12 protein-coding genes and 1 riboswitch are annotated in these 14,400 nt (G+C 71.2%); of the genes, 9 read left to right on the forward strand and 3 right to left on the reverse strand.

The window, feature by feature from the left end; all coding sequences use genetic code 11:
• Positions 1 to 204: 204 nt before the first annotated feature.
• On the reverse strand, positions 205 to 1,803 hold the full coding sequence (locus ACFW5B_RS10270; RefSeq protein ID WP_386436150.1) for a peptidoglycan DD-metalloendopeptidase family protein: 1,599 nt from the start codon (positions 1,801 to 1,803) through the stop codon (positions 205 to 207).
• A 215-nt stretch (positions 1,804 to 2,018) separates the two neighbouring features.
• On the opposite strand from ACFW5B_RS10270, the gene rpsB reads away from it, so the two are divergent.
• The 9 genes from rpsB (at position 2,019) to ACFW5B_RS10315 (ending at position 12,094) form a co-directional block, all read left to right on the forward strand.
• Positions 2,019 to 2,894, forward strand: a complete 876-nt coding sequence (rpsB, locus tag ACFW5B_RS10275) for a 30S ribosomal protein S2 (protein ID WP_386436153.1) — start codon at positions 2,019 to 2,021, stop codon at positions 2,892 to 2,894.
• A gap of 108 nt (positions 2,895 to 3,002) precedes the next feature.
• The gene (tsf, locus tag ACFW5B_RS10280; RefSeq protein WP_386436156.1) at positions 3,003 to 3,839 is read left to right on the forward strand and encodes a translation elongation factor Ts; all 837 of its coding nucleotides are present in this window, start codon (positions 3,003 to 3,005) and stop codon (positions 3,837 to 3,839) included.
• Positions 3,840 to 4,001: 162 nt separating this feature from the next.
• Positions 4,002 to 4,772, forward strand: a complete 771-nt coding sequence (gene pyrH / locus ACFW5B_RS10285; protein ID WP_018087130.1) for a UMP kinase — start codon at positions 4,002 to 4,004, stop codon at positions 4,770 to 4,772.
• 175 nt (positions 4,773 to 4,947) lie between these two features.
• Complete coding sequence (gene frr, locus ACFW5B_RS10290; protein ID WP_006602824.1) at positions 4,948 to 5,505, forward strand: ribosome recycling factor; 558 nt, start codon at positions 4,948 to 4,950, stop codon at positions 5,503 to 5,505.
• Positions 5,505 to 6,671, forward strand: a complete 1,167-nt coding sequence (locus ACFW5B_RS10295; protein WP_386436161.1) for a phosphatidate cytidylyltransferase — start codon at positions 5,505 to 5,507, stop codon at positions 6,669 to 6,671. Before frr ends, ACFW5B_RS10295 begins: the two co-directional genes overlap by 1 nt.
• A 186-nt stretch (positions 6,672 to 6,857) precedes the next feature.
• Positions 6,858 to 7,964: a 23S rRNA (adenine(2503)-C(2))-methyltransferase RlmN gene (gene rlmN, locus ACFW5B_RS10300; protein WP_386436163.1), complete on the forward strand. Its 1,107-nt coding sequence runs from the start codon at positions 6,858 to 6,860 to the stop codon at positions 7,962 to 7,964.
• 34 nt (positions 7,965 to 7,998) lie between these two features.
• Positions 7,999 to 8,119, forward strand: a riboswitch (TPP riboswitch).
• Positions 8,120 to 8,222: 103 nt separating this feature from the next.
• On the forward strand, positions 8,223 to 9,299 hold the full coding sequence (locus ACFW5B_RS10305; RefSeq protein ID WP_386436166.1) for a thiamine ABC transporter substrate binding subunit: 1,077 nt from the start codon (positions 8,223 to 8,225) through the stop codon (positions 9,297 to 9,299).
• A complete protein-coding gene (locus ACFW5B_RS10310) occupies positions 9,275 to 11,020 on the forward strand; it encodes an ABC transporter permease (RefSeq protein ID WP_386436168.1) in 1,746 nt (581 codons plus the stop codon). The genes ACFW5B_RS10305 and ACFW5B_RS10310 overlap by 25 nt, the downstream gene beginning before the upstream one ends.
• Complete coding sequence (locus tag ACFW5B_RS10315) at positions 11,021 to 12,094, forward strand: ABC transporter ATP-binding protein (protein ID WP_386436171.1); 1,074 nt, start codon at positions 11,021 to 11,023, stop codon at positions 12,092 to 12,094. It begins immediately after the preceding gene.
• Between the two features lie 7 nt (positions 12,095 to 12,101).
• Here ACFW5B_RS10315 and ACFW5B_RS10320 read toward each other — a convergent pair whose 3' ends face one another.
• Both ACFW5B_RS10320 and ACFW5B_RS10325 read right to left on the reverse strand, forming a co-directional pair.
• Entirely contained in the window at positions 12,102 to 13,055 is a 954-nt protein-coding gene (locus ACFW5B_RS10320) for a hypothetical protein (protein WP_386436174.1), read from the reverse strand.
• Between the two features lie 164 nt (positions 13,056 to 13,219).
• Entirely contained in the window at positions 13,220 to 14,386 is a 1,167-nt protein-coding gene (locus ACFW5B_RS10325; protein WP_386436177.1) for a Rossmann fold nucleotide-binding protein, read from the reverse strand.
• Positions 14,387 to 14,400: the final 14 nt, after the last annotated feature.

Below are 14,400 nucleotides of genomic sequence, written 5' to 3' on the forward strand. Positions count from 1 at the left end.
CAGCCCGCAGCCCGCAGCCCGCAGCCCGCAGCCCGCAGCCCGCAGCCCGCAGCCCGCAGCCCGCAGCCCGCAGCCCGCAGCCCGCAGCCCGCAGCCCGCAGCGATGTGGCGCCGGCGTGCGGCTTGCGTCAGCTGCGGCTGGGCCTGGGCGTGTGCGCCGTTGCCGGTGTGGACGTCACGACCGCCTCGCTGAGCCGGTTGCGCTCACCGTGCCGCGATCATCTGCCCGTCGCGATCACAGCCATGTCGCGTTCCCTCACCACCTCGCCGGAGCGTGCGCGAGGCCCAGCGCCGGCCCCGCCGCCTTCGTGTGCCCTCCTTGCTTTCCGCAGTGCGAGCCGAGGGGAGTCGGCCGCATGCCCAGGTCGCTACGGCTGCGAGGGCTGCCGCTTGCAGGAGGGCAGCTGCTGTCGGTGCCGGGCTTCTTTCCTGAGCTGTCGGTTCCTGTGTTTCTGGGTGAGCTGTTGGCTCCGGTTGTTCCGGGGGCTGGGGAACGCTGTGGTCGCCCGTGGGTACCGGCACTCCGATGATCGGCAGGAGTCGGGAGGGGCCGCCGCGGAGCATGCTGCGGGGCAGCAGGGACAGCGGGTCCAGGTAGGTCTTGCCGCGGCGCAGGCCCCAGTGGAGGCAGGGCTCCCGGCAGTGGAAGGGGCCGCCGCGTTGCAGGACGGCGACCGGCTGGCCTGCTGTGACGCGCTGACCTTTCCGGACCGTGGAGCGTACGGGTTCGTAGGTGGTGCGTAAGGGGGGACGGCCCGAGCGGGACACCTCGAGGGTCAGGACGCCGCGGCCGGCGACGGTCCCCGCGTAGGTCACCCGGCCCGGCGCCGCGGCGCGCACGACGGCACCGGCGGATGCGGCCAGGTCCACCCCGCGGTGTCCCGCGGCCCAGGGGGAAGGAGGCGGGTCCCAGCCCCGGATCACCGTGGGCTGGATGCCCACGGGGCCTCCCACCGGCCACGATCTGTCCTCAGCGGACGGCGGCGCAGCACGTGCCGCAGGCGACACGCCCTTGGCGCGCCTCACCGTCTCGCCGCGTTCCGCATCCGCCATCCGGTCCGAGCTCCGCTCCACCACAACACTCGCCGCCCGTCCCAACCCGAGCCCGCGCTCCGCCCTGTGCTGTGCCCCACGGACCGTCGTTTGCTCTGCCGCTGTGGCCAGAGACGGAGCGGTAGTGGCCGCGAGTGTCGGAATGACGAGTGTGAGGATCGCGGCTGCCGTTGGGGCGAGGAGTGCGCCCGCCGCGCGGGCGGGGAAGAAGCAGCTCGGGCCGTAGCCCTTTGGACCTCGGTGCCGTGCCGGAGGGATGGGCCCGGACGGCTGGAAGCTGGACCCCGGCCGCACCTGGTCCCGCACCCGGCCCCGGGCCCGCACCCGGCCCCGAAGCCGGAAAGAAGGGCAGTGGAACCGGGCGGGGAGCCCGAACCGGGCCGGCAGCCCGAACCGGGCCGGGGACCGAAGCCGGCAGCCGGCTTGGCCTTGGGAAGCAGGAAAGGTCTCCCCCTCATGCACCCGTCTCCTGTCATCCCCGGAAAGCCGCCGGCCGGCTGCTCGCGGTGCTGGGAACGGCGAGCAGAGCGGGGAGGTCGGCCAAGGCCGCCCGCACCCCCCACCCCCGTCGAAGCCCCCAAAGCTCTCGCTCCCGCCTTGATTTCGTCCGTTGTCACGTCGCATGTGCCGACGGTGACGCACGCGCTGTGCTGCGTGGGGATCTTGGTCGGGAGCTGTGGATGAGGGGCCGGTTGTGGACAACGGTGTCACTCGTGCGGGGCTCGAAAAGGAGCGTGTCGCCCGGTGCATCGGCCGTCCCGTACACTTCTGGTGGCGATCCGGGTCACCGGGTCGACTTCGCACGCCCCGCCGTCAGTGCACCAGTCCCGTTCGGGCAGCACGACGGCCGCGCCCCTCGGTCCTCGGACGGCTCCGCAAGGTGTCTTCCCCGGCAGGCGCGTCGGGGCGTCAGGCACCGCGGCCGACCGGCCGCAGTGGAACCGAGAACAACAAGGAGTACGGCCATGGCCGTCGTCACGATGCGGGAGCTGCTGGAGAGCGGCGTCCACTTCGGGCACCAGACCCGCCGCTGGAACCCGAAGATGAAGCGCTTCATCTTCACCGAGCGCAACGGCATCTACATCATCGACCTGCTCCAGTCGCTGTCGTACATCGACCGCGCCTACGAGTTCGTCAAGGAGACCGTCGCCCACGGCGGCTCGGTCATGTTCGTCGGCACGAAGAAGCAGGCCCAGGAGGCCATTGCCGAGCAGGCGACCCGCGTGGGCATGCCCTACGTGAACCAGCGCTGGCTCGGCGGCATGCTGACCAACTTCTCGACCGTCTACAAGCGCCTGCAGCGCCTGAAGGAGCTCGAGCAGATCGACTTCGAGGATGTGGCCGCCTCCGGCCTCACCAAGAAGGAGCTCCTCGTCCTCTCCCGCGAGAAGGCCAAGCTGGAGAAGACCCTCGGCGGTATCCGCGAGATGCAGAAGGTGCCCAGCGCCGTCTGGATCGTGGACACCAAGAAGGAGCACATCGCCGTCGGTGAGGCGCGCAAGCTCAACATCCCGGTCGTCGCGATCCTCGACACCAACTGCGACCCGGACGAGGTCGACTACAAGATCCCGGGCAACGACGACGCGATCCGCTCCGTCACCCTGCTCACCCGCGTGATCGCCGACGCCGTCGCCGAGGGGCTCATCGCCCGCTCCGGCGCCGCCACCGGCGACCAGAAGCCCGGCGACAAGGCTGCCGCCGAGCCGCTGGCCGAGTGGGAGCGCGACCTGCTCGAGGGCGAGAAGAAGGCTGACGACGAGGCCCCCAAGGCCGAGGAGAAGCCTGCTGAGGCCCCCGCCGCCGAGGCCGAGAAGCCGGCCGCGGACGCCGAGCAGGCCTGACCCGCAGCATCCGGCTGATGACGGCGGGGGAGGGCGCCACGAGCGCCGCCCCCGCCGTCCACCCGTAGATCTTTCGACTTCGAGATTTCGAGAAGAGATTCACAGACCATGGCGAACTACACCGCCGCTGACGTCAAGGAGCTCCGCGAGCTCACCGGCGCCGGCATGATGGACTGCAAGAAGGCCCTGGACGAGGCCGAGGGCAACGTCGACAAGGCCGTCGAGGCGCTGCGCATCAAGGGCCAGAAGGGCGTCGCCAAGCGCGAGGGCCGTTCCGCCGAGAACGGTGCGGTGGTCTCCCTCGTCGCCGACGACAACGCCTCCGGTGTCATCGTCGAGCTGAAGTGCGAGACGGACTTCGTCGCCAAGGGCGAGAAGTTCCAGGCCGTCGCCAACGAGATCGCCGCGCACGTCGCGAAGACCTCCCCGGCCGACATCGAGGCCCTGCTCGCCTCCGAGATCGAGGCCGGCAAGACCGTCCAGGCGTTCGTCGACGAGGCCAACGCCACCCTGGGCGAGAAGATCGTCCTGGACCGCTTCGCGCAGTTCTCCGACGGCTACGTGTCGGTGTACATGCACCGCACCATGCCCGACCTTCCCCCGCAGATCGGTGTCCTCGTCGAGCTCGACAAGGAGAACGCCGAGGTCGCCAAGGGCATCGCGCAGCACATCGCCGCGTTCGCCCCGAAGTACCTCGCCAAGGACGACGTGCCGGCCGAGGTCGTCGAGGCCGAGCGCCGCGTCGCCGAGGAGACCACCCGCGCCGAGGGCAAGCCCGAGGCCGCTCTTCCGAAGATCGTCGAGGGTCGCCTCAACGGCTTCTTCAAGGACGCGACGCTGCTCGGCCAGCCGTACGCGCTCGACAACAAGAAGTCCGTCGAGAAGGTCCTCCAGGAGGCCGGTGTCACCCTGAAGCGCTTCGCGCGCATCAAGGTCGGCATCTGAGCCTGTCGCGAAGGCAGCGAATGACCTACGACCCCGCTAGGGTCGTACGCAGTCGGCCGCTCAACGGCCGGCCGCAGATGTGACGAGGAGGCCATTGCCGCAGAGGGATCTGGACCAGACCCACGGCAGTGGCCTTCTTCGTATGTGCACGAGGAGAGCTCAATGATTCACGGTGCCGACGGCGCGCACACAGACCATGCCGGTCACGGCGGCAGGCGACGCTTCCTGCTGAAGCTGTCGGGCGAAGCGTTCGCCGGCGGCGGGGGACTGGGCGTCGACCCCGACGTCGTGCACGCGATGGCCCGCGAGATCGCCGCCGTGGTGCGCGACGGCTACGAGATCGCCATCGTGATCGGCGGCGGAAACTTCTTCCGCGGCGCCGAACTCCAGCAGCGCGGTATGGACCGGGCCCGCTCCGACTACATGGGCATGCTCGGCACGGTCATGAACTGTCTGGCCCTCCAGGACTTCCTGGAGAAGGAGGGCATCGACTCCCGCGTCCAGACGGCCATCACCATGGGCCAGGTCGCGGAGCCGTACATTCCGCTGCGCGCGGTGCGCCACCTGGAGAAGGGCCGGGTCGTCATCTTCGGCGCCGGTATGGGCATGCCGTACTTCTCCACCGACACCACCGCCGCCCAGCGCGCCCTGGAGATCGACGCCGAGGCCATGCTGATGGGCAAGAACGGGGTGGACGGCGTCTACGACTCCGACCCCAAGAAGAACCCGGACGCGGTGAAGTTCGACGCCCTCGAATACGGCGAGGTGATCACCCGCGACCTGAAGGTCGCCGACGCCACCGCCATCACGCTGTGCCGGGACAACAAGCTCCCGATCCTCGTGTTCGAACTGCTCGCCGAGGGCAACATCGCGCGCGCGGTGAAGGGTGAGAAGATCGGCACGCTCGTCAGCGATCAGGACACCCGGGCCTGACGGCCTCAACTGCCGTGATTCCGTACGGGCATCGGCCCGCACGGGCGGCAACGCCCTACCGGGGTAACACCCCGGTACGGGGATGGACAACGGCCTGCCGGTCGGACACCGTGCAGGAGAAGACGCGCGGCAGGGGCGAGGCTCTGCTTCTTACCGAAAAGACCAGGAGCAAGTGGTGATCGAAGAGATCCTCCTCGAGGCCGAGGAGAAGATGGAGAAGGCCGTCGTGGTCGCCAAGGAGGACTTCGCCGCGATTCGCACCGGGCGTGCGCACCCGGCGATGTTCAACAAGATCGTGGCGGACTACTACGGTGCCATGACGCCGATCAACCAGCTGGCGTCGTTCTCGGTGCCCGAGCCGCGGATGGCCGTGGTGACCCCGTTCGACAAGAGCGCGCTGCGCAACATCGAGCAGGCCATCCGCGACTCCGACCTCGGCGTCAACCCGAGCAACGACGGCAACATCATCCGAGTGACGTTCCCGGAGCTGACCGAGGAGCGCCGCAAGGAGTTCATCAAGGTCGCCAAGAACAAGGGCGAGGACGCGAAGATCTCGATCCGCAGCGTCCGGCGCAAGGCCAAGGAGACCCTCGACAAGCTGGTCAAGGACAAGGAGAGCGGCGAGGACGAGGTGCGCCGCGCCGAGAAGGAGCTCGACGACACCACCGCGAAGTACGTCGCGCAGGTGGACGAGCTGCTCAAGCACAAGGAATCCGAGCTCCTCGAGGTCTGATGAACGAGTCTTCCTGGGGGGCCCCGCCCGGCGCCGGTCAATGGGGACCGCCCGATCACGGCCCGGCCCCCTCGCTGCGCGGGTCGGCGCCCCCCGCCCCGGCGGGTCCGGTGTACGACTGGGGCGATGCGGCGCAGACTCGGCCCATGCCCTTTGTGCCCGGGCAAGGCGGACACCAGGATGACAACCGGGAACATCGGGACATCCGGGATAGCCGGGATCACCTGGACGACCGGGGGGCTGCTCGACGGAGCGGCCCCCTGTTCCGCGACGAAAAGCCGCAGGAGCCCATGCCCACCTCTCTTTCCGGGTCCGACAGCTCGTCGGACCCAGAGAAGCCGAAGAAGAAGAGCGCGGGCCGTAATCTGCCCGCCGCCATAGGGGTCGGCGTCGGTCTCGGCGCGGTCATTCTGGCGTCGCTCTTCGTCTACAAGCCCGTCTTCATCGGCGTGATAGCGATCGCCGTGGTCGTGGGCCTGTGGGAGCTGACCTCGCGGCTGGCGGAGCGCAAGGACATCCGGGTGCCGCTGGTGCCGCTCGCGGTCGGCGGCACCGCCATGGTGGTCGCCGGATACGTCCGCGGCGCCGAGGGCGCCTGGGTGGCGATGGCGCTCACCGCGCTCGCGGTGCTGGTGTGGCGGATGACCGAGGCGCCGGAGAACTATCTGCGGGACGTCACCGCCGGTGTGTTCGCCGCGTTCTACGTGCCGTTCCTCGCGACGTTCGTGGCGCTGATGCTCGCGGCGGAGTCCGACGGGCCGCAGCGGGTGCTGACGTTCCTGCTGCTGACGGTCGTCAGCGACACCGGCGCGTACGCGGTCGGCTGGCGGTTCGGCAAGCACAAGCTCGCCCCGCGCATCAGCCCCGGCAAGACCCGCGAGGGACTCGTCGGCGCGGTGCTCTTCGCGATGGTGGCCGGCGCGCTGTGCATGGAGTTCCTGATCACGGACGGCGCCTGGTGGCAGGGCCTGCTGCTCGGCCTCGCCGTCGCGGGCAGCGCGACCCTCGGTGACCTCGGCGAATCCATGATCAAGCGGGACCTCGGGATCAAGGACATGGGCACCCTGCTCCCCGGTCACGGCGGCATCATGGACCGGCTCGACTCGCTGCTGCCGACCGCGCCCGTGGTCTGGCTGCTGTTCGTGGTCCTCGTCGGAGCCGGCTGAGCGCGGGGTTGTCACGGTGAGGGCAGGGAGAGGGATTCCTCTCCCTGCCCTTCTCCATGTGCGGACCGCCCGCCGGCGGGGACGGACTCGGTCCTGCCCTCGCCGATGGACCGGCCTCCGCGGGTGACCGTGCTCTCAGGGCTCCGGCCTGGGGCTCCTCAGATGATCTGCCACACTGGACCCACCATGCCTGCACCCGGAGAACTCACTTTCGTCGCGCCGCGCGGGGCCAAGAAGCCGCCGCGGCACCTTGCCGATCTCAGCCCCGTCGAGCGTCGTGAAGCGGTGGCCGCGATCGGGGAGAAGCCGTTTCGCGCCAAGCAGTTGTCGCAGCACTACTTCGCCCGCTATGCGCACGACCCGGCGCAGTGGACCGACATCCCGGCGGCGGCGCGCGAGAAGCTGGCGAGTGAGCTGCTGCCGGAGCTGATGACGGTGATGCGGCACATCTCGTGCGATGACGACACCACGCGCAAGACGCTGTGGAAGCTGCACGACGGGACGCTCGTCGAGTCGGTGCTGATGCGCTACCCGGACCGGGTCACGATGTGCATCTCCTCGCAGGCCGGTTGCGGGATGAACTGCCCGTTCTGCGCCACCGGCCAGGCCGGGCTGGACCGCAACCTCTCGACCGCCGAGATCGTGCACCAGATCGTCGACGGGATGCGTGCGCTGCGCGACGGCGAGGTGCCGGGCGGTCCCGCGCGGCTGTCGAACATCGTCTTCATGGGGATGGGCGAGCCGCTGGCCAACTACAAGCGGGTGGTCGGCGCGATCCGGCGGCTGACCGACCCCGAGCCGGACGGGTTGGGCCTGTCGCAGCGGGGGATCACCGTCTCCACGGTCGGCCTGGTGCCGGCGATGCTGCGGTTCGCGGACGAGGGCTTCAAGTGCCGGCTGGCGGTCTCCCTGCACGCGCCGGACGACGAGCTGCGGGACACCCTGGTACCCGTCAACACGCGCTGGAAGGTGCGGGAGGTGCTGGACGCGGCGTGGGAGTACGCCGAGAAGTCAGGCCGCCGGATCTCCATCGAGTACGCGCTGATCCGGGACATCAACGACCAGGCGTGGCGCGGTGACCTGCTGGGCCGGCTGCTGAAGGGCAAGCGGGTCCATGTGAACCTCATTCCGCTGAACCCGACGCCCGGCTCGAAGTGGACCGCCTCGCGCCCCGAGGACGAGCGGGCGTTCGTCCGGGCCATCGAGGCGCACGGGGTGCCGGTGACCGTCCGCGACACCCGCGGCCAGGAGATCGACGGCGCCTGCGGGCAGCTCGCGGCCTCGGAGCGCTGACCGCCCCGCTGGTACGGTGTGGTCGAACACATACACATTCCGACAGGGGAGCGCCACAGCGCTGAGAGTGCGGAAGCGTCGTCGTCACACGGTGCCCGCAGACCCTTGAACCTCGCCCGGGTCATTCCGGGTAGGAAGTTCGGTCGTCACTCATGCTGTTGCGCCCTGCCCCGGGCCGCTTCCGGTACGTCCACGTACGACGGAGCCGCGGACCCGGGGCAGGGCCGCGTCTCTTCCTGGCCAGCCAGGAGGAAATCAGTGAGCACCACCAGAAGGATCGCCGCGACCGCCGTCGCCGCCGCGGTCGGCATGACCGCGCTCGCCGCGTGCGGTGGCCAGGGTGGCGCGGGCGCGGATGCCAAGACCGTCACGCTCGTCAGCCATGACTCGTTCCAGGTCTCGAAGTCCGTCCTCGCCGCCTTCGAGAAGGAGAGCGGCTACAAGGTGAAGACCCTGCGGGGCGGGGACGCCGGCAAGGCCGTGAACCAGGCCGTGCTGTCCAAGGGCAACCCCCAGGGCGACGTGCTCTTCGGCATCGACAACACCCTGCTCTCACGCGGTCTGGACGAGGGCCTCTTCAGCCCGTACGAGGCCAAGGGGCTGGACAAGGTCCCCGCGGAGCTGCAGCTCGACAAGGGCGAGCACCGGGTGACGCCGCTCGACTACGGCGACATCTGCGTCAACTACGACCGCGGCTACTTCGACCGGCACAAGACCGCGCCGCCGAAGACCTTCGACGATCTCCTCGAACCCCGCTACAAGGGGCTGCTGGTCACGGAGAACGCCGCCACCTCCTCCCCGGGCCTCGCCTTCCAGCTCGCCACCGTCGCGAAGTACGGCGAGAAGGGCTGGCAGAGCTACTGGAAGAAGCTCAAGGCCAACGGCGTCGAGGTCGTCGACGGCTGGGAGCAGGCCTACAACGACCGCTTCTCCGGCTCCGCGGCCGGCAAGGGCAAGGGCGACAAGCCGCTGGTGGTCTCCTACGCCTCCAGCCCGCCCGCCGAGGTGCTCGGCAAGAAGCCCGCGCCCAAGGAGGCACCGACCGGTGTCGCGGCCGGCACCTGCTTCCGGCAGATCGAGTTCGGCGGTCTGCTCAAGGGTGCGAAGAACGAGAAGGGCGGCAAGGCGCTGCTGGACTTCCTGCTGAGCAAGCAGTTCCAGGAGGACGTGCCGCTGCAGATGTTCGTCAACCCGGCTCGCAAGGATGCCGAGGTGCCCGAGCTGTTCACCAAGTACGGCACGACGATCGACCAGCCCAACACGCTGGCGCCCGGGGCGATCACCAAGAACCGTGAACAGTGGATCAAGCAGTGGACCTCGCTCGTTCTGAAGTAACGCCCGCGGAGGTCACGGGGGCCCGGCGGGGCAGGCCCGCGCGGGGGACGGCGGTGCGGCTCGGCCTGATGGCGGTGCCGTGCGCCTTCTTCGCGCTGTTCTTCGCCTATCCCGTGCTGGCGATCGTCGGACGCGGGCTCAAGGACGGCGGGCAGTGGCAGCTCGGCCGGTTCGGAGCCGTGCTGAGCGACCCGGATGTCGCCCAGGTGCTGTGGTTCACCGTCTGGCAGGCGGCGGCCTCCACCGGGCTGACGCTGCTGATCGCGGTGCCCGGCGCCTATGTCTTCGCGCGCTTCGACTTCCCCGGCAAACAGCTGCTGCGGGCGGTCGTGGCGGTGCCGTTCGTGCTGCCCACCGTGGTGGTCGGCTCGGCCTTCCTCGCCCTCCTCGGGCGGGGCGGGCTGCTGGACGACCTGTGGGGCGTGCGGCTGGACACCTCGGTGTGGGCGATCCTGCTGGCACATGTCTTCTTCAACTACGCCGTCGTCGTACGGACCGTCGGCGGGCTCTGGGGGCAGCTCGACCCGCGGCAGGAAGAGGCGGCGCGGGTGCTGGGAGCCGGGCGGTTCGAGGCCTGGCGGCGGGTGACGCTGCCCGCGCTGGGCCCGGCCGTCGCGGCCGCCGCCCTGATGGTCTTTCTGTTCACCTTCACCTCCTTCGGGGTGGTGCAGATCCTCGGCGGCCCCACCTTCTCGACGCTGGAGGTGGAGATCTACCGGCAGACCGCGGACTACCTGGATCTGCCGACGGCCGCCGTACTCACCCTGGTCCAGTTCGGCGCGGTGCTGGGCGTACTGGCGCTGCACGCCTGGACCGTGCGCCGCCGGGAGTCCGCACTGCGGCTGGTGGACGCGGCGCGCACCGCCCGCCGGCCGCGCGGCCCCGGCCAGTGGGCGCTGCTGTGGGGGACGCTCGCGGTCATCGCCGTCCTGCTCGTCGTGCCGCTGCTGGTGCTCGTGGAGCGGTCGTTCGCCGGGCCGGACGGCTACGGAACGGTCTTCTACGCCTCGCTGCGCTCCGCCGCGCGCGCCGACAGCACCTTCGCCGTCGCCCCCCTCGACGCCCTGTGGAACTCCCTCGCCTACGGGGCCGCGGCCACCGCCATCGCCCTGGTGGTGGGCGGACTGGCGGCCGCCGCCCTGGCCCTGCCCCGGCTGCGCCGCGGACCGTCCGGGCGGACCCCCGTGGTCAGCCGGTTCGTCCGCGGCTTCGACGCGCTGCTGATGCTGCCGCTGGGCGTCTCGGCGGTGACCGTGGGGTTCGGCTTCCTGATCACCCTCGACGAGCCGCCGCTCGATCTGCGTGCCTCGTGGTGGCTGGTCCCGCTCGCCCAGGCCCTGGTCGGGGTGCCATTCGTGGTCCGGACGATGCTGCCGGTGCTGCGGGCGGTCGACGGGCGGCTGCGGGAGGCGGCCGCCGTGCTCGGCGCCTCGCCCTGGCAGGTGTGGCGCGAGGTCGACCTGCCGATGGTGCGGCGTGCGCTGCTGATCGCCGCGGGCTTCGCCTTCGCCGTGTCGCTCGGTGAGTTCGGCGCGACGGTGTTCATCGCGCGGCCGGACCAGCCGACCCTTCCGGTGGCCGTGGCCCGGCTGCTGGGACGTGCGGGGGAGCTCAACTACGGGCAGGCGATGGCCTTGTCGACCCTTCTGATGGTGGTGTGCGCCGCCGCGCTGCTCATACTGGAGCGCCTGCGCCCCCTCGACCGATCCGGGGAGTTCTAGATGACGGCACGGGCCGGGAGCACGGCACAGGAACTGCTGCGGCTGGGCGGGGTGACCGTCCGCTTCGGCGCCGGCGGGCGGCCCGCGCTGGACGCGGTCGACCTGGACGTCGCCGCGCGGGAGATCGTGTGCGTCCTGGGGCCCAGCGGCAGCGGCAAGTCCACGCTGTTGCGCGTCGTCGCCGGGCTCCAACAGGCCGACGCGGGGCAGGTGTTGCTGGAGGGGCGGGACCAGTCGGGCGTGCCGGCGCACCGGCGTGGGGTCGGCCTGATGTTCCAGGACCACCAGCTCTTCCCGCAGCGCGATGTCGCGGGGAACGTCGCCTTCGGGCTGCGGATGCGGCGCGCCCCGCGGAGCGACCGGGAGCGTACGGTCGCCGAACTGCTGGACCTCGTCGGGCTGCCGGGCGCCGAGCGGCGCGCCGTGGCGTCTCTGTCCGGCGGCGAACAGCAGCGGGTCGCCCTGGCCCGCGCCCTGGCCCCGCGCCCCCGGCTGCTGATGCTGGACGAGCCCCTCGGCCAGCTCGACCGCGGGCTGCGCGAACGGCTGGTGGCCGAACTCCGGCGGCTCTTCCACGAGTTGGGCACGACCGTACTGGCCGTCACGCACGACCAGGGCGAGGCCTTCGCGCTCGCGGACCGGGTGGTGGTGATGCAGGACGGCCGGGTCGCGCAGTCCGGCACCCCGCTGGAGGTCTGGCAGCAGCCCGCCACCGAGTTCGTCGCCCGTTTCCTCGGCTTCGACAACGTGGTCGGGGCGACGGTGCAGGGGGACGCCGCCGCCACCCCCTGGGGGAAGGTGCCGGTGCCCGCGGCCACCCCGGACGGGCCCTGCCGGCTGCTGGTCCGCCCGGCCGGGGTCCGGCTCACGGCCGCCCCGGACGGCCTGCCCTGCACGGTCGCATCCCGCACCTTCCGCGGCACCCATGTCGCGCTGCTGCTCCGGCCGGCCGCCGGACCGCAGATGGAGGCGGCCTGCGCACTGCGGGACGCGCCCGAAGTGGGCGAGCGGGTGGGCATCGCCTTCCAGGCGCAGGACGTGGTGGTGCTGGACGCCTCCGGCCCGGAGGGCTGACGACGCCTCAGCGGGCCGCGGCCTCCGCGGGCAGCTCGCCGGCCTCCGTCGCCCCGGCCTCCGTGGCCCCGGCCCGCGGGGCGCCCGGCTCCGGTTCCGGCTCGCCGAACCAGGCGACCGCGACCGCCCCGGCCACCGCCACCACGAAGCCGAGGACGGCGACCCAGGCGAAGCCCGGACGGGACGCGTCACCCAGCCACAGCACCCCGAGAATCCCGGGGACCACCGTCTCGCCCACCACCAGCGCCGCCGTGGCACCGTTCACCGAGCCGATCTGCAGGGCGACGGTGTGCAGATACATGCCGCCGATACCGGCGACGAGGATCGCGTACAGGGCGGGGTCGCCGAGCAGCGCCGGCAGATCGAAGGGGTCCACGCCGTTCAGCACCCGTACGCCGACGCCGAGCGCACCGAAGCCCAGGCCGGAGAGCAGACCGGCCAGGATCGCGGCCCGCCCCCCGAGCAGCCGCACGATCAGGGTGCCGCCACCGATGAGCACCACGGAGGCGACGAGCAGCCACCAGTGTGCGGCGATCGGGGTGTGGCCGCTGCCCTCCGCGCCCGCGGCGGTGGCCAGCAGCACCAGCGCCGAACAGACCACCGCGATGGAGGTCCACTCGGCGCGGTTGAGCCGCAGCCCCAGGAGCCGGATGCTCAGAACGGCCGTGATCACCAGGTTGGCGCTGATCACGGTCTGGGAGAGGAACAGCGGCAGCATCCGGGCGGCCAGCGCGCCCAGCCCGAAACCGACGAAGTCCAGCACCGTGCCCACCATGAACTCCCAGGTCACGGCCGCCTTCGCGGTCGATGACAGGCTGGGCCCGCCGTGCTGGGTGACCCCGGTGCCGGCGGACTCGGCCGCCTCCTGGCGGGCGGCTTTACGGGAGCCCACCGCCTGCAGGACCGATCCCGTGCCGTAGCAGGCCGACGCCGCCACGGCCGTCACAAGGCCGATGATCACCAAGAGCTCCGTTCGCCCGCTGTCCGCATGACGCGTTCATTACCTTCTGGCAGACGTGCATTTCCGGACGGGAGTTGCTTCCGGTGGCACACCCGTCGCGTCGCGCGCCCATGGGACCGGCGACGCGGCTCCTCAGCGCCGGGAAGCGGCGGGCGGCCGTCCGGTCAGGCCGGTGCCTGCGTGCGGAGGCGGGCCAGCGCGTCCGGGGCCTCGTCCACCGAGTCGACCAGCGCGATCCGGGCCGCCATGGGCCGCTCCGCGGCGAGCGCCTGGAGCAGCGGCCAGGCGGGGAGCTTCTCGGTCCAGTGCACGCGGTCCACCAGCACCATCGGGGTCGGCTCGCCCCGCGACCCGTAGTAGTTCGGGGTCGCGTTGTCGAAGATCTCCTGTACGGTCCCGGCCGCGCCCGGCAGGAACACGACACCGGCGTTGGAGCGCGCCAGCAGGCCGTCCTCGCGCACCGCGTTGACGAAGTACTTCGCTATGTGGGACGCGAAGGCGTTCGGCGGCTCGTGGCCGTAGAACCAGGTGGGGATGCCGGCCGAGACGCCACCGCCGGGCCACCCCTGCCGTATCTCGAAGGCGGCCCGCGCCCAGTCGGTGACGGACGGGGTGAAGTGCGGTGTCTTGGCGAGGAGTTCCAGCGCCGCGTCGAGCATCCCGTCCTCGAAGGGCGCGGCGTACGCCCCGAGGTTCGCCGCCTCCATCGCGCCGGGGCCGCCGCCGGTCGCGACGGTCAGCCCGTCGCGGGTGAGCCGGCGGCCGAGCCGGGCCGCGCCCGCGTAGGCCGCGGTGCCGCGCTCCAGGGCGTGGCCGCCCATGATGCCCACCACCCGGGCGCCGTCGAGGTGTTCGTCCAGGGCGTCGGACACCGCGTCGTCGTGGATGCTGCGCAGCATGGAGGCGAAGATGTCGCCGTCCGACTTCGTCTCCTGGTACCAGCGGTAGGTGCGGGCGTCCGGGGTGGCGTCGAAGCCGTCGTCGGCCAGCCCCTCGAAGAGCTCGTCCGGGCCGTACAGACCGCCCCGGTAGGGATCGAAGGGCAGGCCCGGGACCGGAGGGAAGACCAGCGCGCCGCCGGCGCGCACCTTGGCGGCGGCGTCCGGTTCCATGGCACAGCCGAGGAAAACCGATTCTGTGGTGTCCGCGCCGAGCAGCGCGAAGGTACGGTCCGTCAGATCGACCGACTGGACCCGGTGTCCGGCGAGGCCGCCGGAGGCGACGACGCGGTCGAACTCCTCCAGGGACTCGATCTCCCGGTCGTCGCTCTCGTGGTGGTCGTTGTGGGCGCGGGCGGGGCGGGACGCCGGTGGCGGTGAATTCGACAGCACGTCCGTCATGTTAG

The sequence above is a fragment of the Streptomyces sp. NPDC058773 genome, from assembly GCF_042746015.1.
Taxonomy (GTDB): domain Bacteria; phylum Actinomycetota; class Actinomycetes; order Streptomycetales; family Streptomycetaceae; genus Streptomyces.

What these genes read in the sequence shown, in the direction of transcription:
- ACFW5B_RS10270 (WP_386436150.1), bottom strand. Translation starts at nt 1,803, where the DNA reads ATGCACCGGGCGACACGCTCCTTTTCGAGCCCCGCACGAGTGACACCG.
- rpsB (WP_386436153.1), top strand. Translation starts at nt 2,019, where the DNA reads ATGGCCGTCGTCACGATGCGGGAGCTGCTGGAGAGCGGCGTCCACTTC.
- tsf (WP_386436156.1), top strand. Translation starts at nt 3,003, where the DNA reads ATGGCGAACTACACCGCCGCTGACGTCAAGGAGCTCCGCGAGCTCACC.
- pyrH (WP_018087130.1), top strand. Translation starts at nt 4,002, where the DNA reads ATGATTCACGGTGCCGACGGCGCGCACACAGACCATGCCGGTCACGGC.
- ACFW5B_RS10295 (WP_386436161.1), top strand. Translation starts at nt 5,505, where the DNA reads ATGAACGAGTCTTCCTGGGGGGCCCCGCCCGGCGCCGGTCAATGGGGA.
- rlmN (WP_386436163.1), top strand. Translation starts at nt 6,858, where the DNA reads ATGCCTGCACCCGGAGAACTCACTTTCGTCGCGCCGCGCGGGGCCAAG.
- ACFW5B_RS10315 (WP_386436171.1), top strand. Translation starts at nt 11,021, where the DNA reads ATGACGGCACGGGCCGGGAGCACGGCACAGGAACTGCTGCGGCTGGGC.